Source organism: Kribbella sp. NPDC058693 (genome assembly GCF_042715335.1).
GTDB lineage: Bacteria > Actinomycetota > Actinomycetes > Propionibacteriales > Kribbellaceae > Kribbella > Kribbella jiaozuonensis.
On record NZ_JBHXSQ010000004.1, the window covers coordinates 278,673 to 302,849 of the forward strand.

A 24,177-nucleotide genomic window follows, 5' to 3' on the forward strand; every position below is an offset into this window, starting at 1 on the left:
CAATCGGCTGAGAATTCCCGCCGGAGTGCTCTCGGGCGCTGCGCGGGTGCAGAATAGGCCCCGATGCGCGCTATCACCAAGACCGGACTCTCCCGCGGCCGTTTGTTGCTGTGGGCGAGATACTCGGCATCCTCCGTGGTCGCAACCGTGGTCAGCCAGTTGGCGTTCGCTCTGTGTTACTGGTTCGGTACTGCGGCGATCGTCGCGACCGTCGTCGCCTGGTTCGCCGGCGCCGTCCCGAACTACGTGCTGAACCGCCGCTACACCTGGGGCCGCAGCGGGCAGAAGTTGCCGTACACAATCATCGTGATCGGCTCCGCGGTCACCGCCGCGGTGGTCACCTCGGTCACCGACCATCTGGTCCAGCCGATCGAATCACACGCCTGGAAGACGCTGCTGGTCTCCGGCTCCTACCTCGCGACGTACGCGATCCTGTTCATCGTGAAGTTCGTGCTGTTCGACCGGCTGGTGTTCGCCAAGCCTGCGCCCGCCGCCGAGAGCGTCGAAGCACGTACTCCCGTAACCACGTAGTCGTCATCACCCGCCCGTAGTTGGCGCCGTACACGAGGCCCGGGCCCTTCTTGCTGCTCCCGTCGCCCCGCCGGCGCATCGTCATCGGCAGCTCGACCACGCGGGCGCCGATGGCCAGCGCACCGAGCAGCAACTCCGACGACTGGTACTGCGGTTCGCGCAGCGTCACAGCCGTCGCCAACTCGGCCCGCATCGCGCGGAACCCGAACGATGTGTCGGTCAGCTTGCGCCGGGTCAGAATCGACGCGAGTACGGCGAACACCCGTACGCCGACCCAGCGCAGCCGGCTGTCCGCGTCCTCCGCTCCGAGCCGGCGCGAACCGGTGACGAAGTCGGCCCGGTCGGTCAGGATCGGCTCCAGCAGTACCTCGAGCTCGCTGTTGTCGTACTGACCGTCCGCATCGGTCGTGACGACGTACTCCGCTCCGCCTTCGGCTGCGAGGTTGTACCCGAGCCGTAGCGCGGCGCCCTGACCACGGTTGCTCGGGGCAACACACACGAAAGCCCCATGCTCACGGGCGATCTCGGCGGTGTTGTCGGTGGAGCCGTCCACCACGACGAGTACGTCGACGGGCAGGCCGGCGCAGGTACGCGGCATGTTGGTGAGCACCTGGCCGATCCCGCCGGCCTCGTTGTACGCCGCGATGACCACGACGACCGGTGCGAATTCCTGCTTGCCGAAGTCCTTTACTGCAAGGGAATCGACGGTGTCCGGGTAGTCCGCCATCGCCGGGCGGGCCTGGTCCTTGCCGAGGATCGCACGCAGTCCGATGGCGCCTGCGAGCGGGAAGAAGATCAGTCCGGGCAGCTGGTAACGCCAGGAGAACTCAAACGCCGCTGACCCGAGCAAGAGGATCACACCAGCTGCCACCGGCAGCAGTGCGGCTGAGCGGAGACCTGATGTCTTCGCTCGTCCCAGGCCGGCTACTGCAGCCAGGGCGATCAGCGCATAGAGGGCTAGGAGCGTGCCGGACGTGTAGCCGCCGTGCAGTTGGTACGCGCGCAGAATGACCGCAGGTACGTGGCTGACGTGTGGCTCCGACCCGCCCCATTTCACCGCTGCCTTCGCGGTGTTGGGGTCACTGAGGTTCGGATAGGTCAGCTGGAACTGCCAGCGGTTCAGCGGTACATCGTTCGGCGAGCTGGTCCGTGTCGGCGCGAAACCCTTCGCGAAGTCCTTCAGCGCGGCCCACGTCACGTCGAGCGGCTGATGCCTGATGACCAGATGCGCGAACTCGGTGGCCAGCTGGCGCTTCGTCGTACCGGGTGGAAGGGGTCCGGGCCAGTTCGGGTCGCCGTAATGGTTGTGGGCGTATTTGTCCACGCCGAGGCGCTCCCCCAGCGGCTCCTTGGGGCAGAAGAGCCGCGTGCCCTCATTGAGCGGGAGCTTGGCGCAGTTGGCGACCGTTGCGGTCCGCCCGTACAGGATCTGGTTCTCGGCGCCGGTGAAACCCCAGCGGCCGGTGTCGGCGCGGTAGTAGCCGACGTACGCGGCGAAGACGATGGCGAATCCGGCTATAGCTGCCGCAGTACGGCGTACGACGTCCATGCGGCGCTTGCGCCAGCCGTTGCCGACCACGACCAGGTAGAGCACCACTGCGATCAGCAGGACCATGCCGATCGCGCGGACCGTGAAGGCGGCGCCGATGAGTACGCCGACGACGGCGGCGCGCTTCCAGCCGGGCACACGGCCGAGGAGCAGCCAGAGGATCGCTACCAGGATCACGTCGAACGTGGTCTCGGCCATGATGTTCTGCTCGATCTGCACCTGGTAGGCGTCGAGCAGGATGGGTGCGGCGGCCACCGCCGCCAGCCAGCGGTAGACGGTGAGCCTGCGGGCCAGTGCGTAGATCGCTACGCCCAGGAGCAGTCCGACGAGGTGCTGCACGATCACTACGAAGGTCAGCCCGCCGATCCAGACCAGCGGGCCGAGCACGAAGTCGTAGCCGATGGGGTTGAGCTGGTCAGGGCTCAGCTTCCCCATGTTGGTCAGGTACTGCACGGAGTCGGTGTAGACGATCGCCGGCCGGTAGGCGATGACCGCGAGCACCCGCAGTACGACACCGAAGAACAGGAAGATGGCCAGTAGCCAGTGCTTCCTCACTGCAGTTTGAAGTATTCCCACGTCCGCGCCAGGCCCTCTTCCAGCGTGACCGTCGGCTTGTAGCCAAGGTCGTTGGCGATGTCTACAACTACCGCGGGCATCTCGCCCGCCGGCGCGTCGATGTGTTCCGCGGGCACCGGGCGGCCGGTGACCTCGCGGACGGTCTCGATCATCTCCAGCACCGACACCGACCGTCCGGAGCCGATGATCGCGCGCCCGTCGTACCTGCTCTCCAGCGCGAGCAGTACGCCGCTCACCACGTCGTCGATGAACACCAGGTCCCGCCGCTGCTGCCCGTCGCCGTACACCTTCACGCCGGTCCCACTGAGCGCAGCACGCATCATCCGCGGCACGAAGCTGTCCTTGTGCGACATGCCGGGCCCGTAGACGTTCGTGAACCGCAGCGCGGCGGTCGACATCCCGTAGCTGCCGGAGTACGCCGACAGCAGCATCTCCCCCGCGGCCTTGGTCGCGCCGTACGGCGTGAGCGGCCGCAGCGGGAGGTCCGCGGTGATGGTCGACGTACCCACGTCGCCGACCACTGCGTTCGTCGACGCGAGTACGAACCGATCCACACCACTGCCCCGGGCCAGCTCGAGCAGGACCTGAGTGATGGTGACGTTCTGCGCGAAGGTCTGCATCGGAGCGTCGACCGAGCGCAGCACCGAGGTCAGCGCGGCCAGGTGCACCACAGCGGTCGGTCTGGTCTCGAAGGCCGCGATACAGGTCTCCTGCTCGGCCAGATCACCCGTTACCACCTGCACGCCCGCGTCCCAGGACGCATCCGGCGGCTCACGGTCCACAGCGGTCACCGCGACCCCACGCTCCCGCAGGGCGGCGACCACAGCCCGCCCGATGAACCCGGCCGCCCCGGTGACCAGCACACGTTCGTCCATGGGCCTCAACCTACCGCTCACAGACCAACTGCAGGACACGGGCGAACGGTGTGCGACGAACCCTTGACCACGGGTGATCATGATGGGCAGGATCACCCCGGGCGCGGGCTGACAACCTTGTCATCGGGGCCGCGTACTCATACCGGTGGGCGGGGGCGTCCCGTCGTGCCGGCCGGCTGTGCAAGGAGCGTGTATGGATCTCCGCCGCCCACTGGGGCTCGTCGCGTCTCTAGGGCTCGTTGTGACAATGTCTACTTCCATGACGTCAGCTGCCGTCCCTCCGACCGCCGTGGCTGATCAGCCTGTGGTGAGCGGGTCCTCGTTCTTCACCTCCTTCGAGCCGGGCCAGCCGCAGCCGGGGTACACCGACGCCGTCGAGACCGGACCGGACGGGAAGCCCCGTACCGACGGAGTGCGCGGCCCGACGCCGACGGGAATCGGCGGCAGTGAGATGGACAAGGTCACCAACGTGACCGCGAACGGCGAGAACACCGGTGGCGGTGAGATCGCCACGAACGCGGCCGACGGTGACAAGTTCACCAAGTGGCTGGTGTTCGAGCCGACCGGCTGGCTGGTCTACGAGACCTCGGCCCCGGTGGTGATCCGCAAGTACGCGCTGACCTCGGCGAACGACGCCGACGGCCGCGACCCGCAGAACTGGACGGTCTCCGGCTCGAACGATGGGACCACCTGGACCACGCTGGACACGCAGACCGGTCAGAGCTTCGAGAACAGGTTCCAGACGAAGGAGTACAGCTTCTCGAACGAGACGGCGTACAAGTTCTTCAAGCTTGACGTCACGCTCAACCACGGCGAGGACATCGTCCAGCTCGCCGACTGGTACCTCTCCAACGGCGCACCGCTGCCGCCACCCGGACCAGTGGCCGAGTCGCAGCTGGACTCCGGCCCGACCAGTGCCTACAACGCCCGCGCCCGCGTCGGCTTCACCGGAGTCAAGTCCTTCCGGTACGCCGGACACCAGGAGAGCACCGGCCGCGGCTACACGTGGAACAAGATCTCCGACGTCGACCTGAAGGTCGGCAAGGACACCCGCCTGTCGTACAAGATCTTCCCGGAGCACGTCGAAGGTGACCTCAGCTACCCGAGCACGTACGCCGCGCTCGACCTCGCGTTCGACGACGGCACGTACCTGAGCGACCTCAAGGCCAAGGATCACCACGGTTTCGCGCTCAGCCCGCGCGGTCAGGGCGACTCGAAGGCGCTCTACACGAACCAGTGGAACAACGTCGAGGCCGACCTCGGCAAGGTGGCCGCGGGTAAGACGATCAAGCGGATCCTGGTCGGGTACGACAAGCCGTCCGGCCCGGCCGACTTCCGCGGCTGGCTCGACGACATCCGGATCGCCGCCGCGATCAACCCGGACCGCGCGGCGCAGAAGACCGCGGCCAAGCACCCGTCGGATCTCGCGCTGACCACCCGCGGCACGAACGCGACCGGCGGTTTCTCGCGGGGCAACAACTTCCCGGCGACCGCCGTACCGCACGGCTTCAACTTCTGGACGCCGGTGACGAACGCCGGCTCGACGTCCTGGCTGTACGACTATGCCAAGGGCAACAACGAGGACAACAAGCCGACCATGCAGGCGTTGTCGATCAGCCACGAGCCCAGCCCGTGGATGGGTGACCGGCAGACCTTCCAGGTGATGCCGTCGACCGCCGACACCCCGACCGCGGACCGCAAGGCGCGGGCGTGGGCGTTCAGTCACGACAACGAGGTTGCGCGGCCGTACTACTACGGCGTCACGTTCGACAACGGCAACGCGGCCGAGATCGCGCCGACCGACCACGCGGCGATGCTGCGGTTCAGCTTCCCGGCCGGCAAGGCGTCGCTGATCTTCGACAACGTCAACAACAGCGGCGGGCTGACCCTCGACCCGGCGACCGGCGTGGTCACCGGGTACACCGACATCAAGAGCGGCCTGTCCACCGGCGCCGGCCGGCTGTTCGTGTACGGCGTCGTCGACCAGAAGGTCCTTGCCTCCGGCAAGCTTGCGAACGGCGGCGGTGCGGACGTCGGCGGGTACTTCATGTTCGACGCCAAGACCACCCAGGTGCAGTTGCGGATCGCGACCTCGCTGATCGGCACCGCCCAGGCCCGGAAGAACCTCGAGCTCGAGCTGCCGGCCGGATCGAAGTTCAACAAGGTCAAGGACGCCGCGCAGGCTGCCTGGGATGCCAAGTTGAGCACGATCGAGGTCGAGGGTGCGACGGCCGACCAGCTGACCTCGCTCTACTCGAACCTGTACCGGTTGTTCCTCTACCCGAACAACGGCTCCGAGAACACCGGCACCGCATCGAAGCCGGTCATCACGTACGCGTCGCCGACGTCGCCGAAGGTGGGTACCGACACTCCGACGACGACCGGCTCGAAGATCGTCGCCGGGCAGACGTACGTGAACAACGGCTTCTGGGACACGTACCGGACGGTGTGGCCGGCGTACTCGCTGTTCGCGCCCGAGGCCGCGGATCTCGTCAACGGATTCGTCCAGCAGTACAAGGACGGCGGCTGGATCTCCCGCTGGTCGTCACCGGGCTACGCGAACCTGATGGTCGGTACGTCGTCCGACGTCGCCTTCGCGGACGCGTACCTGAAGGGCGTCAAGGGGATCGACGTCCAGGCGGCGTACGACGCTGCCGTCAAGAACGCGTCCGTCGTACCGCCGTCGCAGAACGTCGGCCGCAAGGGCATGGACCTGTCCACGTTCAACGGCTACACGGCCAACACCACCGGTGAAGGCTTCAGCTGGTCGATGGACGGCTACATCAACGACTTCGGCATCGCGAACCTGTCGAAGGCCCTGTACGACAAGGCGAAGAAGAACGACCCGCGCAAGCAGGAGTACCTGGACAACTACAAGTACTTCCTGAACCGGGCCCGCAACTACGTCACGCTGTTCGACCCGACCGTCGGCTTCTTCCAGGGCAAGGGACCGGACGGTGTCTGGGGCAACTCGCCCAGCACGTTCGACCCGCAGGACTGGGGCCACGACTACACCGAGACGAACGCGTGGAACATGGCGTTCTCGACGCCGCAGGACGGGGCCGGCCTGGCCGCGATCTACGGCGGCCGCGACGGGCTGGCGAAGAAGCTGGACGAGTTCTTCAGCACACCCGAGGACGCGCTGCACACCGGCGGGTACGGCGGCACGATCCACGAGATGCTCGAGGCCCGCGACGTACGGATGGGTCAGTACGGGCACAGCAATCAGCCGTCGCACCACATCGCCTACATGTACGACGTGGCGGGACAGCCGTGGAAGACGCAGGAGAAGGTGCGCGAGGTGCTGTCGCGGTTGTACACCGGCTCGGAGATCGGGCAGGGGTACCCGGGTGACGAGGACAACGGCGAGATGTCGTCGTGGTACCTGTTCAGCGCGCTCGGCTTCTACCCGTTGCAGGTCGGCTCGCCGACGTACGCGATCGGTTCGCCGTTGTTCACCAAGGCGACGGTCCGGCTGACCAGCGGGAAGAAGCTGGTGATCAGCGCGCCGAAGAACTCGTCGAAGAACATCTACGTCAAGAGCGTTCGCGTGAACGGGAAGGCGTGGACGTCGACCGCGTTGCCGCACGACCTGATCGCGAACGGCGGCAAGATCGAGTTCGAGATGACCGACCAGCCGACCAAGTGGGGCACCGGCCGGAACGACGCACCGCCGTCGATCACCAAGCCCGGCGAGGACCCGACGACCTGGCGCGACTCGACGTCCGACACCGGTGCGGTGATCGGTGCGGGTGGCGCTGATGTCTCCGCGTTGATCGACAACGACTCGAAGACGCAGGTCACGCTGACCGGCGCTCAGCCCACCGTCACGGTCGCCCTGCCGCAGGGCCGTCCGGTCGGCATGTACACGCTGACCAGCGGCGCGACCGGCACGGCGCCGTCCGCCTGGACGCTGGAGGGTTCGAACGACGGTACGACGTGGTCCACGGTGGATCGCCGTACTGGCGAGACGTTCGCGTGGGCGTCGTACACGAGGTCCTTCAGCATCGCGTCCCCGAAGGCGTACACGCAGTACCGCCTGGTGCTGACCCCGGCAGCGGGCGCAGAAGGCATCACGCTCGCCGAGGTCGAGCTCCTCGGGACGCTGAAGGGCGTCGAGACCGGCACGCACCCGACCGACAAACGCGTCGCCGAGACGAAGCCGAGCCCGACCCCGTCCCAGTCCATCGACCGCAACTGGGGCTGATCCCGGTCGCCGGCTCCCGTCACTTCTTGTAGTGACAGGAGCCGGCGAACCTCAGCAGGGTCTTCTCGTCCCAGGCCAGGTTGTAGGCGTCGTTGGCGACCGCGACAAGCCGTGTGGTCCGGCCCATCCGGACGTGGACCTCACGGCGTCCGTCCCGGGGGCTGCCGAGGCTGATGACTGCCTCGTTCATCCCCGCGCGGACCTTCGGCAGCTTGGTCCAGGGCTCGGTGTACTTGTCCGCGGTCAGGCCTTCGCCGTTGTCCGTCATGTCGACCTGCCGGACGATCAGGGTGTAGCTGACGTCGTGGTACTGCTTCGGGTTGGCCAGCTTCGGGTCGTAGAGCTCCTGCTGCTCCCACCCGCCGCCCTGCGCCGCGGTGGCCCTTAGCCGGGCCGCCCAGCCCTGCGGGATCAGGTCGCAGGTGATCACGCCGGGGAACGGCGTGGTGTTCGCCACCAGCGCGACGGGGGTGACCGGGATCGGTGGTGCGGGGCGGTGGTCGTTCCGGTCCCCGCCGGGGATGTAGCCAGGGCCGGGGCGGGTCGAGGGCGCAGCCGGAGTCGGGGCCGGGGTGGTCCGGGCAGCCGGTGCCGGTGTCCCGTTGGACGTCGTGCCGGAGGGCAGGACCGACCAGCCGACTCCGATCACGAGAGCTGTCGCGACCGCGCCGGTGGCGATGCCGGTGATGCGGCGGCGGCGCAGGGCGCGCTGCCCGCGGGTCAGGTCGGCGGACAGGTCGGTGTCGGTGACGGTGGGCTCGGGGCCTGCGGCCTCGTCGAGCAGTTCCTTCAGGTCGGTCATCGCAGGCTCTCCATGGTTTCGAGGGAATCGTGCAGGAGATCGCGCATCGTCGAGAGCGCCCGCGACGTCTGGGACTTCACGGTGCCTTCCGAGCAGCCCATCAGCTCGGCGGTGGTGTGGACATCGAAGTCGCGGAAGTACCGCAGTACGACGACGGCGTGCTGGCGGCGCGGGAGCTTCGCCAGGGCACCGAGCACAGTCAGCCGCTCGGCCGGGTCCTGGCCGGTCGGCGTCGCGGCGTCGTACAGCTGCTCGGTGGCCGACCCGGCGGCGCCACATCCGCCGGCGTTCGTCGAGGAAGGCGTTCACCAGGATCCGGTCGGCGTACCGCGCCGCGCCGTCCTCCTTGCGGACCTTCGACCAGTGCACGTAGAGCCTGGTCAGCGCGACCTGGACGAGGTCCTCGGCCCAGTGCGTGTCCCCCGCGGTGAGCAGCCGGGCCGTACGCAGCATCCGGCCCCGATGCGCGGTCACGTACTCGAGGTACTCCGCGTCGCGATCGCTCACGATCGGCCCTCCCTTGTCGGTGATCTCACCCTGGAACTACTGGGTGAGCCCGCGCGGAGGTTGCATCATGACGCGAGGGCGACGGCAGCTGCCATCGCCCTCGGTGTGGACTGCCCGGCGGAGCCTGCCCCTGAAAGGTTCCGCCGGAGATTCGGTTGTGACGAAGTGTGATGAGGGGTGGCGGTCCCCGCCCGGACTGCCACCCCTTCATCCCTAACGACGCTCGAACTCTCCCGAGGGTTGCCTCACCGCAAAACAGTCCACATGTCGGACATCGTCAGGAACCAGACCGCGTTCACGGCCACGATCCCGGCCGTGGCGACGACCGCGAATCCCCAGCCGAGCCCGGCCCGGAGCGCCAGCACCGGCAGCGCCAGCGCAGTCGCCACACCCCCGAGCTGTACTGCGAACAGCGCGCCCCCGGTCTCCGCCGCGCAGCTCACCGCTGTCGGCGGGCAGAGCGGGGCACCGAACTGCCGCATCGTCGCGTACGCGACACCTGCCACCACACCGACGAAGGCCGCCTGCACCGTGACCCTGCCGATCGTCCGGCCATCCATAGGTTCACGCTAAGGACGCTAAGGACGCTGCGGCCGGATTGCCTGAGCAGAACTACTCAGCCGGACCAGCGGCCGGTGAAGAAGCCGGCCGCCCAGATGGCAGCTAGCGGTATCGCCACGGCCAGGTAGAGCCGACCGATCCACGGTCTCCGCCGGGCGAGGACGGCGAGGCCGATCCACAGCGGCCACATGAGCAGGGTCGCGCGGGTGAGCGAGTAGATCCAGAACGACGTACAGAATGCGCCGACTGTTGCGGCGACCCAGGCGGCCTCGCCCCAGGACCGGCGCCAGAACAGCCAGACCAGGAGCAGCAGAAGGACGAACAGGGCGACCAGCTCGGCGCGGAACATCCACGTCCAGTCGCTGCGGTCGGGCGAGAAGTGGCCCTTGCTGGCGGCCTGGAACGTGTGCTCGAGCGAGATCCACGGCCAGGTGAACTCACGCGCCCAGCCCTTCTCCTGCGCCTGCTGCCAGGCGAACCACGAGCCATGGATCTGCTTCAGGTACGCCATGAAGCCCAGCACCGGTACGGCGGGCAACGCCAGCCACGGGAGCGACAACCAGTCCCGCTTCTTCGAGGTGACGAACTCGACGAGCAACGCGAAGATCAGGAAGATCCCGGACACCCGCACTGTCGATGCCAGCGCGACGAACACGGCGGCCCGCGCCCAGCGCCCCTGCCGCGCGGCCAGCCAGGCGGGGAAGGCCAACGCGCAGAACAGCGCCTCGGTGTACCCGGCGGCGAGGAAGACGCCGACCGGAGCGCCGTACCAGATCATTGCCGCGTTCGGGCCGATGCCCTTGAGCTCCGGGAACTCGTACTGCGCCAGCCGCGCCAGGTAGATGCCCGCGAACGCGCTGGCCACCGCGGACACGACGATGCCCGCGGCGACGTACCCGATGCCGGTGTAGCTGACCAGCCGGACCAGCAACGGGAAACCGGGGAAGAACGCGGCCAGTGGCGCTCCGGACGGCTCACCGTGGTTGTAGCCGAACTCGGCGACCGCCTTCAGGTGCCAGACGTCCCACTGCAGCCAGGCGTGCCAGACGTTCGGGTAGTCGTTGCCCCGGTTGAACAGCAGTGGTGCCGAGACCGACAGCACGAACAGCGCCACCCGGCTGACCAGCCACCACCCGAGCACCTCACGGCCCTGGGCCGTCGGCATCCACCGCTGCCAGCCGACCACGTCGGCCCGGGCCCGCCGAGCCCGCCCCGGCTTGGGGTCACCGTCGGCCGTGCGCTCAAACACGCCCGCACCACCGCATGCCAAAGTCCGCCCGAGTCACGCCACCATCGTGCCTTATCTCCGGACCTGGCAACCAAACGACGACGGCACCCCGGGTGGGGTGCCGTCGTCTTGAGCTATTGACCGCCGCCGGGTTTCTGCGGGGTCTTCGTCGGTTCGCTCGTCGTCCCGCCGGTCGGCAACGACGGCCAGCCCGGTGTGTTCGTCGGCTTGGTCGGCTTCGTCTTCGTCGGCGTGTTCGTCGGGGTGTTCGGCGGCGGCGTCGACGGAGGCGGCGTGTTCGGCGGCGGAGTACTGGGCGGTGGCGTGTTCGTGGGTGTGTTCGTCGGCGTACTCGGCGGCGGCGTGTACGTCGGCGTGGTGGTGTCCTTGACCTGGTCCGCGTCCGGCGCGACGAAGTCGGCCGACGGCACGCCGTCCAGGGCTGCCTTCATGAACGCGAGCCAGGTCTTCAGCGGCCAGTTGCCACCGAAGAACGCCGGGTCGTCGCTGTAGGGGTCGAGGTCGGACTCGCCGTCCTTGCCGGCCCGGTACAGCACCGAGGTCGACAGCTGCGGCGTGTAGGCGCTCCACCACGAGGTCAGCGTCGCCGAGCCGTCCTTACAGCCGCCGCACTTCTTGTTCTCGGCCCGGTCCTCCACCGCGACACCACCCGCGGTGCCGGTCTTGCCGGCAACCGGACGGTCCAGGTCCTTGGCGCCCGTTCCGGTGCCGTCCTTGACGACCTGCTGCAGAACGTAGTTCACCATGTTGGCGACCTCCGGCGGGAACGCCTGCTTCTGCTGCTTCAGCACGCTCGCGTCCGACCACAGCACCTTGCCGTCAGGACCACGAACTTCCTTGATCACGTGCAGCGGCGTGTACTTGCCTTCGGCAGCGAACGTCGCGTACGCGTTCGCCATGTCGACCGGCGAGGCGTACGCGTCCGGGCCGAGCACCGTGGACGGGTTGCCCTTGTCGTCCTCGAGGGTCTTCGAGGCCGGGATGCCGGCCGCCTCGGCCGCGGCTGTGACCTTCTCCGGCCCGTTGTCCATCTTGTTGTCGACCAGGTCGTAGAAGGCGGTGTTGACCGACTCCTCGGTCGCCTTCAGCAACGTGACGTCGCCGTAGTCGGTGCTGAGTTCGTTGCCGAACTTCTGGCCCTGGATCGTGATCGGGCTGTCGCCCTGGAAGATGTCGTAGATCGACTTCCCGTCCTGGAGCGCCGCGGCCAGCGCGAACGGCTTGAACGACGAACCCGGCCGGGCCTTGGTCGTCGCCCAGTTCAGCTGACTCTTGAGGTAGTCGGGCCCGGCGTACATCGCCAGCAGTTGACCGGTGCCGGGCTGAACCGAGGCCATCCCGATGTGCAGGCCGTTGCTCTTCTTCGGCTTCTCTTCCTTCGCGGCGAGCAGGATCTTGTTCTGCTGCGTGTAGTTGAAGGTGGTCGTGACCTTCAAGCCGCCGCCGGTGATCGCGTCCTCGTCGAAACCGAGCTTCCCCAGCTCCTTGCGGGCCATGTCCAGGAGGAAGCCGTTCGGGCCACCGTAGCGGCTGCTCTTCGGCCTCATGTCGAGCTTCGGCAGCGCGTTGGCGTACTGCCTCTCCTGGGCCGTGCTGATCGTGCCCATCTGCTGCATGCCGTCGAGGACGTAGTGATACCGGTCGATGATCCGCTTCTTGGTCCGCGGGTCGGGATCGGTGACGTCGAACAGCGTCGGGTTGTTCAGAACGGTGGCAAGAAGCGCTGACTCCGGGACAGTCAGTGTGTTCGGGTCGGGCTTCCTGAAGTAGGCGTCGCCCGCGGCGGAGATGCCGTACGCGCCCTCGCCGAAGTAGACCGTGTTCAGGTAGCCCTCGAGCGTCTTGCTCTTGTCCTGCTGCCGGCCCAGCTTGGTCGCGATGAACAGTTCCTTGAGCTTGCGTCCGACCGTCCGCTCCTGGGTCAGGTACATGACCTTGACGTACTGCTGCGTGATGGTCGAACCACCCTGCAGTTGCTCACCGCGGGCGATGTTCACCGCGGCCCGGACCATGCCGGACGGCGAGATGCCGGGGTTGGTCCAGAAGGTCCGGTCCTCGGCCGCGATCACCGAGTCCTGGACGCGTTTCGGGATCTGCGACATCGGCACCGAATGCCGGTTCTGCTCGTAGAACGTGCCTAGGGGATTCCGCTGGTCGGCGTACGTCACCGTGGTCGTGTTGGTGGCGAACTCCTTGTTTGGGTCCGGGATCTTCGTCGTCTGGTACACGATGAAGAAGGTCGCGACCGAGCCGATGATTCCGAGGAAGATCAGCGCGGCCAGCCAGCCGAGAACGCGGACCGCCCAGTGCCTCTTCTGCCGACGGCGGGCCGGGGCGGCCTTCCTACGAGCTTCACTCACGCTGCAATCCTCGACGATCTGGCTGGAGTCATTGCCCCACAGACTACGGTGGGTGTGGTAACGCGCCCGAATCCGCTCCGGATGCTAGCAACCACGGGGCGTCCAAGTGAAAACGGTCCACCGGGACTCTTCCGCTGACGCCTTACAACGTTGCAAGGTTGGCATCCAGGGAGGCGCTGTGATGCGACTCTCATGAGGTGACGTGGGGTGCCAGCAGCATCACGGCGATCAGTGCGGCCGGGAAGCAGGCCAGGAACATCGTGAACGTGTAGCCCATGATGTCGCGCGCCTTCAGGCCGAGGATGGCGAGCGTCGGCAACATCCAGAACGGCTGCAGCAGGTTGGCGCTCGCCTCGCCGAGGTCGTACACGACGACCATCCAGCCGGCGTCGACCTTCAGCTCGTTCGCGGCCTGCAATACGTACGGCGCCTCGATCACCCACTTGCTGCCACCGCTCGGTACGAAGATGCCGAGGACGCAGGAGTAGATAGCAACCAACGGCGGGAACAGGAACTGGTTGCTCGCATGCACCAACCACCCGGCCAGCCGCCCGGAGATCCCCGTGTACGCGATCATGCCGAAAATCCCGCCGTACAAGGGGAACTGGAGCAGTACGCCGGCCGCCGCCGGTGCACCATCGCGGACGGCGCGAGCCATCCGCCACGGCCGCCACTGCAGCAGCAGCGCGAGCAGGAACAGGATCAGGTTGATCGTGTTCAGGTCGAGCGCGTTGAAGAAGCTCTTCCCGCTGAAGTAGCGGACCAGGTAAACCACACCGAGCAACACGATCAGCAGGCTGAACAGCGGCGAATGCTCCAGCCAGTCACCAGGCCGACGTGTCTCCAGACGCTGACCGTTGTACGGCGATCCGCGGCCGACGAGCGGTTTGAGTTCGATGCCGAGATGCTCCGCGGTCCGCGAGTTGCCTTCGCCCGGCGCGATGAACCACGCCATCCCGACGCCGACGACGTACACGATCAGCGTCGCGACGATCGCCTGCCAGGTGAAGATCGTGTCGCTGAGCGGGATCAGCCCGCTCGCGTGCCCACTGGCCTTGATGACTTCCTGCACCGGCGGCGGACTGCTGCTCGCGCTCGCCACCTGTAGCGCGGCCGAGCCGGACAGCCCCTGCGCCCACACGGTGCCGAGACCGAGGAACGCCATCGCCCCGAGCGCGCGGTAGTCCGCCTTCGGCACGTTCCGCGCCACCTCGCGCGCCAGGATCGCCGCGAAGATCAGACTGAACGCCCAGTTCAGGTACGACGCCAGCATCGCGACCGCGGCGACGAACGCGACCGCGGTCCGCGGGTTCTTCGGGATCCGCGCGAGCCGGGTGATCAATCGCGCGACCGGTCCGCTGGTCGCGACGGCGTACCCACCGATGATGATCATCACCATCTGCAGGGTGAAGGTGATCAGCGACCAGAACCCGATGCCCCAGGCATCGACCAGTCCGTAGCCCTTGGTCGCGGCCGGGTCGTCCGGGCGCTTCAGCAGCGGCTCGCCGGTGACGAGCCCGAACAGCAGCACCACGAACGTTCCGACCAGGACGAAACCGAACGCGTCCGGCAGCCACTTCTCGGTGAACGCCGTGAACCGCAGCGCCAGCCGCGCGAGCGCACCGTCGGCTTCAGCTTCGACCTCGGACCTGGCGTGCTTCCCATGGCTGTCGGCCATGACCCTCCGCTCTGAGACGGCGACTCTGCGTGTCATTCGATTAACGCGGATCGGCCTCTGACGTAACAGGTTTCCCGCGAGAGGTGACAAAGGCCGCGTTTGTCAAGAGTTGTCCACAGGGTGCAGGTCTGCTTACAGTGGCGGAGCGATGTATCGAACCGATACATCAGGTCATGACAAACTAGACCGAGGGAGGTGGCTCATGGGAAACCGCAGTGGGGTCCTGGAGCTCGCCGTACTCGGTCTGCTGCACGAAGCGCCGATGCACGGTTACGAGCTCCGCAAGCGCGTCAACGCCCAGTTCGGCTGGGGACGCGTGCTGTCGTTCGGTTCGTTGTACCCGTGTCTGAAGGCGATGCTCCGCAACGGCCTGATCACGGCCGACCCCGGGACACCGGAGTCGGGCCGCAGGCCGAAGATCGTCTACACGATCACCGCCGACGGCAAGGACTACTTCGCACACGCGATGCACGAGGCCGGTCCGTCGGCCTGGGAGGACGACACGTTCGGCGTCCGCTTCTCGTTCTTCGGCCGGACCGATCCGGCCACCCGGTTGCGCATCCTCGAGGGCCGCAGGGCCCGGATGGAGGAGCGGCTGGCCAACTTCCGGGCGGCGATGAGCCGGACGGCGGAGCGGGTCGATACCTACACCCTCGAGCTGCAACGGCACGGCCTGGAGTCGGCCGAGCGCGAGGTCCGCTGGCTGAACGAGCTGATCGACGGCGAGCGGCGGCAACAGCGGCCCCCTGAACAGCACCAACCGCCTACCCAAGGAGATTCCAGATGACCTCGATCCGCGTAGCGATCGTCGGTGTCGGCAACTGCGCCAGCTCGCTCGTCCAGGGCGTGCACTACTACCGTGACGCGAAGCCCGAGGAGCGCGTCCCCGGTCTGATGCACGTCCAGTTCGGCGACTACCACGTCCGCGACGTGGAGTTCGTCGCCGCCTTCGACGTCGACGGCAAGAAGGTCGGCCTGGACCTCGCCGACGCGATCGGCGCCAGCGAGAACAACACGATCAAGATCTGCGACGTACCGCCGACCGGCGTCACCGTCCAGCGCGGTCACACCCTCGACGGCCTCGGCAAGTACTACCGCGAGACCATCACCGAGTCCGACGCCGACCCGGTCGACGTGGTCGCGGCGCTGCGCGAGGCCAAGGTCGACGTACTCGTCTGCTACCTGCCGGTCGGTTCGGAGCAGGCCGCGAAGTTCTACGCCCAGTGCGCGATCGACGCGAAGGTCGCGTTCGTCAACGCGCTGCCCGTGTTCATCGCCGGCACCAAGGAGTGGGCGGACAAGTTCACCGCGGCCGGTGTGCCGATCGTCGGCGACGACATCAAGTCGCAGATCGGCGCGACCATCACGCACCGCGTGCTGACCAAGCTGTTCGAGGACCGCGGTGTCACCGTGGACCGGACGTACCAGCTGAACGTCGGCGGCAACATGGACTTCAAGAACATGCTCGAGCGCGAGCGGCTGGAGTCCAAGAAGATCAGCAAGACCCAGTCCGTCACCTCGCAGCTGCGCGACGAGATCGACCCGCGCAACGTGCACATCGGCCCGTCCGATTACGTGGCCTGGCTGGACGACCGCAAGTGGGCCTTCATCCGGCTCGAGGGCCGCAACTTCGGCGACGTACCGCTGTCGCTGGAGTACAAGCTCGAGGTCTGGGACTCGCCGAACTCGGCCGGCATCATCATCGACGCGATCCGCGCGGTGAAGATCGCCAAGGACCGCGGCATCGGCGGCCCGATCCTGTCGGCTTCGTCGTACTTCATGAAGTCGCCGCCGGAGCAGTACGCCGACGACGTCTGCCGCGACCTGGTCGAGAAGTTCATCCGCGGCGAGGTCGACCGCTGACCTCGTTGCTCTGACCGCCGCCCGGCAACCCTCTGGAAGGGTGCCGGGCGGCGTGCCATCATGGCGCCGGATGACCGAGATCCGCGACTACCGCGACGCCGACGCCGCTAGTTGGCTCCAGTGCCGCCTGCTCAGCTTCTTCGGCACCGAGTACTACGACGACGTCGTGGTCGACCGTCCGGTGTTCTCGAACCCGGCGCACCGCGTCGTCGCCGTCGAGAACGATGCTGTGGTCGGCCTCATGGATGTCGAGGTCTTCCCGGACCGCGCAACGATCGACGTCCTCGCAGTACATCCCGATCACCAACGACGCGGGTTGGCCACGCAACTGCTCGATGCGGTGCTTCCTCGGCTGCGAGGCGGCGTACTGGATGCGTGGACGCGCGGGGATGCGTCGGCGAACTCCTGGTACCAGCGGTCAGGGTTCACGGAGAACTTCCGGTATCTCCATGTCTACAAGTCGTGGCAGGACGCCGCCGACGGCTTCGAGACGCCGGAGGGTTTGGGCCAGCCGGTGACCGCGTTCATGCATGCGCCGATCGAGCTCGAGGGTTCTCTGCGCTCGCGTTTCGCTCGTGTCCACGTGTGTCGGCAGTATGTGCGGTCGCTATGAGGCTGCATGTCGGTTGTGCGCAGTGGACGCATCCTGACTGGCCGCAACCTTCTCGCGAGAAGCTGCGGTCGTATGCCTCCTGGGTCAATGCGGTCGAGAGCAATACGACGTTCTACGCGACACCTTCTCCGTCGACAGTCGCATCGTGGGCCGCGCAGACCCCGTCGGACTTCCGTTTCGTCGTGAAGCTTCCGCAGGTGATCACGCACGAGCGCCGGCTCACGAACGTCGACGCCGAGCTACGTGCGTTCCTCGCCGCGATCGAGCCGCTCGGCCCGCGCAACCACGCTGTCTGGATCCAGCTGCCGGCCGCGTTCTCCCCCACCGACCTCGGTGCTCTCGCCGCGTTCCTGCACCAGGCGCCCCGCGACTACCGGTACGCCGTGGAGGTCCGCCACCGCTCGTTCTTCGATGAACCGGATGCCGCCGGCAACCTCGAGCGGGTGCTCGCGCGCGTTGACGCCGAGTGGATCCCGTTCGACACCGGGACGCTCTTCTCCCGCCGGCCGACCAGCTTCGCCGAGCGGGACGCCTGGATGAAGAAGCCGCGCGTGGCCCGTCGTACCCGCGCCCTCACCGCGTTCCCGATCGTCCGCTACATCGGTCGCGACTCCGTGGCCGAGACCGTCGACGGGTGGGGATATCTCGTCGACCTGGTCGTCCACTGGCTCTCCGAGGGCCGCTCGCCGACGATCTTCCTGCACACCCCGGACAACGCCGAGGCGCTCAACCTCGCCCGCCACTTCTACGCGACCGTCGCCGCTGCCGTCCCCGCGCTCGCGCCGCTCCCGGAGCCGGTCGCGACTGAACCCCCGACGCTCTTCTAGTTATCCACAGCTCCGAAACTCGCCGCTGATTTCACGGCCGATCTCCGTATGTTCTCCGCCGACTTCACACCTCGGGAGGACATCTCATGGAGCACCCATCCGGTACGACGCTCGGCCCAACCACCACCGTTGCCGAGCGACAAGCGCGGGCCGACTGGCTCATCACCGAGTTTGGCCGGCTCGCAGCGCAGGCCGAGGACCCGCGTGACAAGGCCCGCTTCCGCCGGACGGCCGACTCCCTCGTCCGCCTAGCGATCGCGTTCCGCTCATGACCATCGGCTCACTCGACGAACTGCTGGCCGCGAGTGGGGAGACTGCGCGCGTTCTCGCCTCCGCCGACCAGTCCGCGTGGAACGGGCAGGTCGTCGAGTCCACCGGCGCCATCCTCGGCCTTGCCCACTGGGACGGCACTCTCTACCTCGACGACGAGACGATTCTCGATCCGCTGCGCCAGATGTATGAACATGCTGGTGAGAAGCAACCAACAGCGACCCTCATCCAGTACCGCGAATCCCTGGCCACGCTCCTCCACGAGCAAGCCCATTTCCTCGGCCCGTCCGGATCGACCCCGGAAGCCGCGCGCGAGGCTTTCACCGAACCCGGCAGCCGCGAACTGGAGGAAGGCGTCACCGAAGCCTGGGCGCAGGATCACCTGGACGACTACATCCACCGACTCGACGTCGACAAAGTTGCCCCCGGCATCGAGTCTGTCGAGGCCGGCGGGTACTACGCCGCGTTCGTGCCCGCCGTCCGCAAGCTCACCAGCGACCTGGAGTCCCGCAACAACCTCCGTGCTGGCGAGGTCCTCGATCTCCTCAACCGCCATACCGCGGCCGACCAACTCCCCTTGCTGGTCACGCTCGTCTACAACTCCACCCGCCTCCCCGACCTGGAGCCAACTGGCGCCGACACCCGCTCCCGCCTCGAGTCGATCCTCCGCACAGGCCTCAACCACCTGGACGCCTACGAACTAACCGCCCCCGGCTTCGCCGCCGCCAAGTCCCTCTCCACCGCCAACGAACTCCTCGACCGCCTCCACCAAGAAGTCCAATCCGCCGAATCCGCCTACACCTTCAGCCCCATCCAGCCCGCCATCGGCCCAGCCCACGCCATCGCCCCACCCGATGCCATCGCCTCACCTCACGCCGCGGCTCCGCCGCACGCCAACGCCTGCACCCTCCCGGCGCCAGTCCCCACTCCCCACGCCCCGTCACCCCACGCCGCCGCGCCCCACGGCGGCGGACCCCACGTCCCCGCCCCCGACGTGGCCTCGGCCCACGTCCCGCCGTCCCGCACCGGGCCTTCGGTCCACCACGCCGCGCTATCCGGGCTCATGCCTGCGGCAACGATCACCTCACAGACCGACACCCATTCGTCCGCCGCTCGCACCAACTACCCAGCCGGCTTGAGAGGAGTCCTGACCCGCACCGCCTGAGAGGTTCGCTGCGAGGGTTCGCCTGAGAGGGCACGACCGGCGCGGTTCGCCCGGCAGACCGGGATACTGAGCCCATGGATTACGCAGCGTACGACGAACTGGAGCAGCGGCTTGTCGATGCGGTGATGGCCAAGGAGATCGACCAGGAGAGCATGCGACTCGAGCTCGAGCGGCTGCACAGCCTCGTCCCGACGGTCGAGCCCGCGGCGGACCGGGAGCGTGCCGAGCGGAGCTTCGCCTCGCTGCAGTCCGCGCTCAACTACAAGGTCCCACCGATGTCGGACGAGCTGGCAGCCGCGGTCCAGATCCAGTCGCGGGCTCTCCTCAGCGACGCCACGTCGACAGAACGCGTCGAACTCCTCGAGACCGCGATCGCGGAGATCGGCCGGATCGCCGCGACGGTGTCAGGAGCCGAAGCAAGCCGCATCCGCCACCTCAGCGAACCACTCGCGATGGACCTCGAAGCCATCCGCAACACCAGCGACCCCAACCACCACGGAGGTACTCCAGGAAGCACTGACTAACAAGGACTGCGCAGATGGTCTCCAGCTTCGATGAACTGATGCAGGTGCAGGCCGCCATCACCGTGGCTGTCCTGCAGGCGCACCACTCGTCCTGGAACAAGCAGTACGTAGTGCTCCCGCACGACACCCAGGAAGTATCCGGCGTGTCGTGGGACGGCTCGATCAAGTACCACCCACTCGATGTCGTCGAACCGCTGCAGGAGATGTTCGATCGCGCGGGTCAGCAGCACGACAGCGAGACGCTGGACAGGTACCGCGAAGCTCTGCGCACCGTCTTCCACGAGAACATCCACCTGCTGGCCGGCCCGGGTACGTCGCTGGCTTTCCCGCTCGATGCGTATGAGGGCAAAGCTCACAGAACCTTCGAGGAGGCCGTCACCGAGCGCGCGACGCAGAACGAACTCAACAACTTCATCACCAGGCTCGGTCTCGAGCAGATCGCTCCCCGTATCAGTGGGGCACAGGCGGGGGCCTACGGGGCTTACGTTCCTGCGGTCGACTCGTTCAGTGCGGCTGTCGGCGCGGATGTCGGGCTGGACGCCGACGAGGTCATCCGCCGGATGGCCGTGGTGAACTCGGCGCAGAAGTTCCCGGTCGCCGCGGAGCTCCTGTACTCGAAGCATTTGAGCGAGCTCGTTCCGGAGACTGCGAAGGCGGACGCCATCAGGCGGATCGCCGAGGCGATGCATGCGCCGCTCGCCGCCGTCCACGACTACAACTCGAAAGACCCCTCCGACGTTGCCATATCCGCTCTGGCGGGACGGAGCGCGTTCCGGCAGGCGAGCGCGGAGGTCGAGAAGATCGCCGCCGAGTGGTCCGGAAACCAGGACCTGCGCCGAACACTCGACGCCGGCCTCGGCGCCACAACCCCACTCCACAAGCCACGCGACAACCGCGCCGCAGCAGGCCCGCACACCAACGGCGAAGACTCGCCTCACCCCCCAAGCTGGAACGCCAAACCCACCGACCGCCGCCCCCCAACGCCCGGCCCATCCAGATCGCCAGGCGACTGACGCCACGTGCCCGGCAGATGAACAGCGGCAGTTGACCGATGGCTGGGCGGTGGGGTGAGCACCGGCTGCGCGGCCCCTGGGCTGGCGGCGGCTGGCCCCTGGCTGGCGGCGGCAGGTGACCGACGGCTGGGCGATTGGGGTGAGCACCGGCTGCGCGGCCCCTGGTTGGCGGTGGCTCGCGGCGGCTGCGGGTGGGTGGGCTCGCGGTGGGTACGGTGGCGGGGGTCGGGTTTGTTGGGTGGTGAGTGGAGGCGTTGGTGGAGTTTGTTGGTGAGGGTGCGGGGATTGCGGCTGGTTTGGTGGAGTTGCGGCGGGGTTTGCATCGGGTGCCTGAGGTGGGGTTGCAGCTGCCGGGGACTCAGGCGTTGGTGCTGGACGCCATCGGTGGGTTGCCGTTGGAGGTGACGGTCGGCAAGGAGCTGACCTCTGTGGTGGCGGTACTGCGGGGTGGTGCGCCGGGGCCGACGGTGTTGTTGCGCGGGGACATGGACGCGTTGCCGGTGGTCGAGGAGACCGGGCTGGAGTACGCGGCGGAGAACGGGAACATGCATGCCTGCGGCCACGACCTCCACACCGCAGGCCTGGTCGGAGCGGCCCAGTTGCTCAGCGCTCATCGCGAGGAGCTGCGGGGCAACGTGATCTTCATGTTCCAGCCGGGCGAGGAAGGCCTCGGTGGAGCGGGCTACATGCTGCGGGAAGGACTGCTGCAGGCGACAGGCGACAAGCCGATCGCGGCGTACGCGCTGCACGTCTGGGCGCAGGCCGGGAAGGGCGTCTTCCAGATGCGGCCGGGCACGATGATGGCCAGCTCGAACCAACTGCATATCACGGTGCGCGGCAAGGGCGGCCACGGATCGATGCCCGACCGGACGGTCGACCCGGTGCCGGTGGTGGCGGAGTTGGTGCTCGCGTTGCAGACCTACGCAACCCGCCGGGTCAACGTGTTCGATCCCGTGGTCATCACCGTGACGCAACTCGAGGCCGGCGTCGCGATCAACGTCATCCCGAACACCGCCCGCCTCGGCGCGACCGTACGGACGTTGTCCGACGCAACACTCGCCCAGCTGACCCGTGAACTACCCGCGCTGGCCGAGCGGATCGCGGCCGCGCACGGCTGCACGGTCGACGCGCGACTCAATCCGCAGTACCCGGTCACGCTGAACGATGCCGCTCGCACCACCGAGACGTCCCAGGTCCTCACCGACCTGTTCGGCGCCGACCGAGTCCAGGACTTGGCGAACCCGTTGATGGGAGCCGAGGATTTCTCGATGGTGCTGAAGGAGGTGCCCGGCACGTTCGTGATGGTCGGCGCGCGGCCGGACGACGTCTCCGCGGAAGAGGCGCCGTCGAACCATTCGAGCATCGTGCGGTTCGACGACGCCGTTCTCGCGGATCAGGCGGCGGCGCTGGCGCAGCTCGCCGTACATCATCTGGTGCCGGCGTAAGCCCTGGCCTGGGGCTGGTCAGTCCGCCAGAGGCCGACCAGCCCCAGGGTTCAGGAGGGCGAAACGTTCAGGGTGTAGGCACCGCGGCTGCCGTACGTCGAGTAGCCGGTGTTCAGCGGGTCGCCGTAGCCGACGTTGTCGATCCGCAGGTAATACGTACCCGGCTGGAGGGCGCCGCTAACACTCGCGCCGAGGCCCGTCGGCGTACCGGCGTCGCTCTGTCCTGAGGCCGGATCGTTCGACGCGACGACCGCGCCTGAGCCGTCGAGCAGGTCCAGCTTGATGTCGAGGTTGCCCCCGGTCGGAGCCGGGCTCGCCGACGCCGTGTAGTTGCCCGCGGCACTCACGTCGACGCGGTACACGTCGGTGTCGTCCTCGGCCGCGATGATCCCGGACACCGGCGTACCGACGGTCAGTGCAGCGGCGTCGCCAGTCGTGCCGCCGGCCTCGTCGGCGCGGAGAGCCAGACCGTGCGTGCCGACGACCGCGTAGTCGTCTTCCTTGTTGTTCGCGTCGGCGTACTCGCCCTTGCTCCACTGGCTGATACCGCGGTAGTAGCCAACGCCCATGATCGGCGCCCACGCGCCATGACCCTGGTAGTAGCCGACCGTCGACGTGCCGTCATGTGAAAGCCCGACGTTGTGACCGGCCTCGTGCGACGCCGCCTCGGCGAGGTTCTTCGCGCCGGTACCGACGCCCTTCGTGAACACCAGCGCCGGCTGGTAGTAGTCGTGCTGGCTCGTGCTGTCGTACACCCCGACGTACGCGACGCCGCCACACCCGCAGCCCGACTGGTACCAGGTGTCCGGGTCGATCAGCACACGCGTGCCGTACTGCTCGTCCGACGCACCGGACCGGTCGATCGCCGACTGCGGTGGCTCCTGCGTCGTCACGTCCAGGTCGAAGGTCGAGTAGTCCTCGGCGACCCGAGCCCACACCTCGTGGACCACGTCCTGCTCGGCGGTGCTGTAGTTCGCCGGGTCACCATCGGTGTCGTACGCCGACACATTCACCGGGTCGATGCCCTTCGACGCGTTCCACGCCGTACCGGTGATGGCGTGGCCGTCGAAGTCCAGGTAGAGCACACGGTTGGAGCCAGGCTTGCTGTGCAGCTCGAACGCCGGACCGGTCGCACCCGCGACGGCGGTGCTCGCCCAGCGGGGCGACGCCTCGGGAGCCTTCTGCGCACTGGTCAGACCAGGCTCGCGGAAGAACAGTTTGCTGTCGGCATCGAGCCACGCGGTCTTGTCGGTGGCAAGGATCTGCCGCAACTTGTCCACAGGCATCCGGTTGTGGTCGGCAACATCGGCGAGTCTCGACTGGACCTTGCCGAGCGCGGCGCCACCCACCAAGGGTCGCGACAACAGCTGATCGACAGGCGTCTGCTGCGCATCGGCCTGGGTGCCGGCGGCGATGGCCAGACCTCCAAGTACGACGGCACCGGCGCACGCGAGCGCGCCGGTACGGCGGAATCTACTCACTCGGAATCCTCCTCACAGGATTCCCCCCGGTTTTGGGCGGTTCCCCCCAGAACCCGGGGCCGTCGATCTCGGTGGGATCGA

At 67.5% G+C, this 24,177-nt stretch carries 20 protein-coding genes and 1 pseudogene; 11 read left to right on the plus strand and 10 right to left on the minus strand.

Annotated features, from left to right (window positions below):
* The first annotated feature begins 63 nt into the window (after nucleotides 1–63).
* Nucleotides 64–531: a GtrA family protein gene (locus tag ACFWUU_RS27590; RefSeq protein WP_380179550.1), complete on the plus strand. Its 468-nt coding sequence runs from the start codon at nucleotides 64–66 to the stop codon at nucleotides 529–531.
* Here the strand turns inward: ACFWUU_RS27590 and ACFWUU_RS27595 are convergent.
* Both ACFWUU_RS27595 and ACFWUU_RS27600 read right to left on the minus strand, forming a co-directional pair.
* On the minus strand, nucleotides 437–2,635 hold the full coding sequence (locus ACFWUU_RS27595) for a glycosyltransferase (protein WP_380179552.1): 2,199 nt from the start codon (nucleotides 2,633–2,635) through the stop codon (nucleotides 437–439). The two genes, ACFWUU_RS27590 and ACFWUU_RS27595, sit on opposite strands and share 95 nt — an antisense overlap.
* Entirely contained in the window at nucleotides 2,632–3,531 is a 900-nt protein-coding gene (locus tag ACFWUU_RS27600; protein ID WP_137255971.1) for an NAD(P)-dependent oxidoreductase, read from the minus strand. Before ACFWUU_RS27600 ends, ACFWUU_RS27595 begins: the two co-directional genes overlap by 4 nt.
* 259 nt (nucleotides 3,532–3,790) lie before the next feature.
* Here ACFWUU_RS27600 and ACFWUU_RS27605 point away from each other — a divergent pair, with 259 nt between their 5' ends.
* The gene (locus tag ACFWUU_RS27605; protein ID WP_380179554.1) at nucleotides 3,791–7,738 is read left to right on the plus strand and encodes a GH92 family glycosyl hydrolase; all 3,948 of its coding nucleotides are present in this window, start codon (nucleotides 3,791–3,793) and stop codon (nucleotides 7,736–7,738) included.
* Between the two features lie 19 nt (nucleotides 7,739–7,757).
* Here the strand turns inward: ACFWUU_RS27605 and ACFWUU_RS27610 are convergent, their stop codons facing one another.
* The 7 genes and pseudogenes from ACFWUU_RS27610 to ACFWUU_RS27640 all read right to left on the minus strand — a co-directional run bounded on the left by ACFWUU_RS27610 (nucleotide 7,758) and on the right by ACFWUU_RS27640 (nucleotide 14,895).
* Nucleotides 7,758–8,540, minus strand: coding sequence for a hypothetical protein (locus ACFWUU_RS27610; RefSeq protein WP_380181807.1), 783 nt, complete (start codon nucleotides 8,538–8,540; stop codon nucleotides 7,758–7,760).
* A complete protein-coding gene (locus tag ACFWUU_RS27615) occupies nucleotides 8,537–8,737 on the minus strand; it encodes a sigma factor-like helix-turn-helix DNA-binding protein (protein WP_380181766.1) in 201 nt (66 codons plus the stop codon). Before ACFWUU_RS27615 ends, ACFWUU_RS27610 begins: the two co-directional genes overlap by 4 nt.
* A gap of 130 nt (nucleotides 8,738–8,867) precedes the next feature.
* Nucleotides 8,868–8,993 (minus strand): annotated as a pseudogene (locus tag ACFWUU_RS27620) (sigma factor); the annotation flags it as partial.
* 299 nt (nucleotides 8,994–9,292) lie between these two features.
* Nucleotides 9,293–9,607, minus strand: a complete 315-nt coding sequence (locus tag ACFWUU_RS27625) for a hypothetical protein (protein ID WP_137255967.1) — start codon at nucleotides 9,605–9,607, stop codon at nucleotides 9,293–9,295.
* Between the two features lie 56 nt (nucleotides 9,608–9,663).
* Nucleotides 9,664–10,857: a mannosyltransferase family protein gene (locus ACFWUU_RS27630; RefSeq protein WP_380179556.1), complete on the minus strand. Its 1,194-nt coding sequence runs from the start codon at nucleotides 10,855–10,857 to the stop codon at nucleotides 9,664–9,666.
* A 113-nt stretch (nucleotides 10,858–10,970) separates the two neighbouring features.
* Nucleotides 10,971–13,217 (minus strand): transglycosylase domain-containing protein, encoded by a 2,247-nt coding sequence (locus ACFWUU_RS27635; protein ID WP_137255966.1) that lies wholly within the window; start codon nucleotides 13,215–13,217, stop codon nucleotides 10,971–10,973.
* A gap of 190 nt (nucleotides 13,218–13,407) precedes the next feature.
* Nucleotides 13,408–14,895 (minus strand): short-chain fatty acid transporter, encoded by a 1,488-nt coding sequence (locus ACFWUU_RS27640; protein ID WP_380179558.1) that lies wholly within the window; start codon nucleotides 14,893–14,895, stop codon nucleotides 13,408–13,410.
* A gap of 202 nt (nucleotides 14,896–15,097) precedes the next feature.
* On the opposite strand from ACFWUU_RS27640, the gene ACFWUU_RS27645 reads away from it, so the two are divergent.
* The 9 genes from ACFWUU_RS27645 to ACFWUU_RS27685 all read left to right on the plus strand — a co-directional run bounded on the left by ACFWUU_RS27645 (nucleotide 15,098) and on the right by ACFWUU_RS27685 (nucleotide 22,615).
* Complete coding sequence (locus ACFWUU_RS27645) at nucleotides 15,098–15,682, plus strand: PadR family transcriptional regulator (protein WP_134106506.1); 585 nt, start codon at nucleotides 15,098–15,100, stop codon at nucleotides 15,680–15,682.
* Nucleotides 15,679–16,758, plus strand: a complete 1,080-nt coding sequence (locus tag ACFWUU_RS27650) for an inositol-3-phosphate synthase (RefSeq protein ID WP_137255964.1) — start codon at nucleotides 15,679–15,681, stop codon at nucleotides 16,756–16,758. The genes ACFWUU_RS27645 and ACFWUU_RS27650 overlap by 4 nt, the downstream gene beginning before the upstream one ends.
* Before the next feature lie 70 nt (nucleotides 16,759–16,828).
* A complete protein-coding gene (locus ACFWUU_RS27655) occupies nucleotides 16,829–17,371 on the plus strand; it encodes a GNAT family N-acetyltransferase (protein WP_380179560.1) in 543 nt (180 codons plus the stop codon).
* Nucleotides 17,368–18,198: a DUF72 domain-containing protein gene (locus tag ACFWUU_RS27660; RefSeq protein ID WP_380179562.1), complete on the plus strand. Its 831-nt coding sequence runs from the start codon at nucleotides 17,368–17,370 to the stop codon at nucleotides 18,196–18,198. The genes ACFWUU_RS27655 and ACFWUU_RS27660 overlap by 4 nt, the downstream gene beginning before the upstream one ends.
* 86 nt (nucleotides 18,199–18,284) lie before the next feature.
* Nucleotides 18,285–18,470: a hypothetical protein gene (locus ACFWUU_RS27665; protein WP_380179564.1), complete on the plus strand. Its 186-nt coding sequence runs from the start codon at nucleotides 18,285–18,287 to the stop codon at nucleotides 18,468–18,470.
* Nucleotides 18,467–19,633: a hypothetical protein gene (locus ACFWUU_RS27670; protein ID WP_380179566.1), complete on the plus strand. Its 1,167-nt coding sequence runs from the start codon at nucleotides 18,467–18,469 to the stop codon at nucleotides 19,631–19,633. The genes ACFWUU_RS27665 and ACFWUU_RS27670 overlap by 4 nt, the downstream gene beginning before the upstream one ends.
* A 74-nt stretch (nucleotides 19,634–19,707) precedes the next feature.
* Nucleotides 19,708–20,157 carry a hypothetical protein gene (locus tag ACFWUU_RS27675; RefSeq protein WP_380179568.1) on the plus strand — a complete coding sequence of 150 codons (450 nt, stop codon included), beginning with the start codon at nucleotides 19,708–19,710 and terminating at the stop codon, nucleotides 20,155–20,157.
* 14 nt (nucleotides 20,158–20,171) lie between these two features.
* Complete coding sequence (locus ACFWUU_RS27680; RefSeq protein WP_380179570.1) at nucleotides 20,172–21,170, plus strand: hypothetical protein; 999 nt, start codon at nucleotides 20,172–20,174, stop codon at nucleotides 21,168–21,170.
* Between the two features lie 257 nt (nucleotides 21,171–21,427).
* Nucleotides 21,428–22,615, plus strand: a complete 1,188-nt coding sequence (locus ACFWUU_RS27685) for a M20 family metallopeptidase (protein WP_380179572.1) — start codon at nucleotides 21,428–21,430, stop codon at nucleotides 22,613–22,615.
* Between the two features lie 50 nt (nucleotides 22,616–22,665).
* Here the strand turns inward: ACFWUU_RS27685 and ACFWUU_RS27690 are convergent, their stop codons facing one another.
* On the minus strand, nucleotides 22,666–24,096 hold the full coding sequence (locus tag ACFWUU_RS27690; RefSeq protein WP_380179574.1) for a pre-peptidase C-terminal domain-containing protein: 1,431 nt from the start codon (nucleotides 24,094–24,096) through the stop codon (nucleotides 22,666–22,668).
* Between the last annotated feature and the right edge of the window lie 81 nt (nucleotides 24,097–24,177).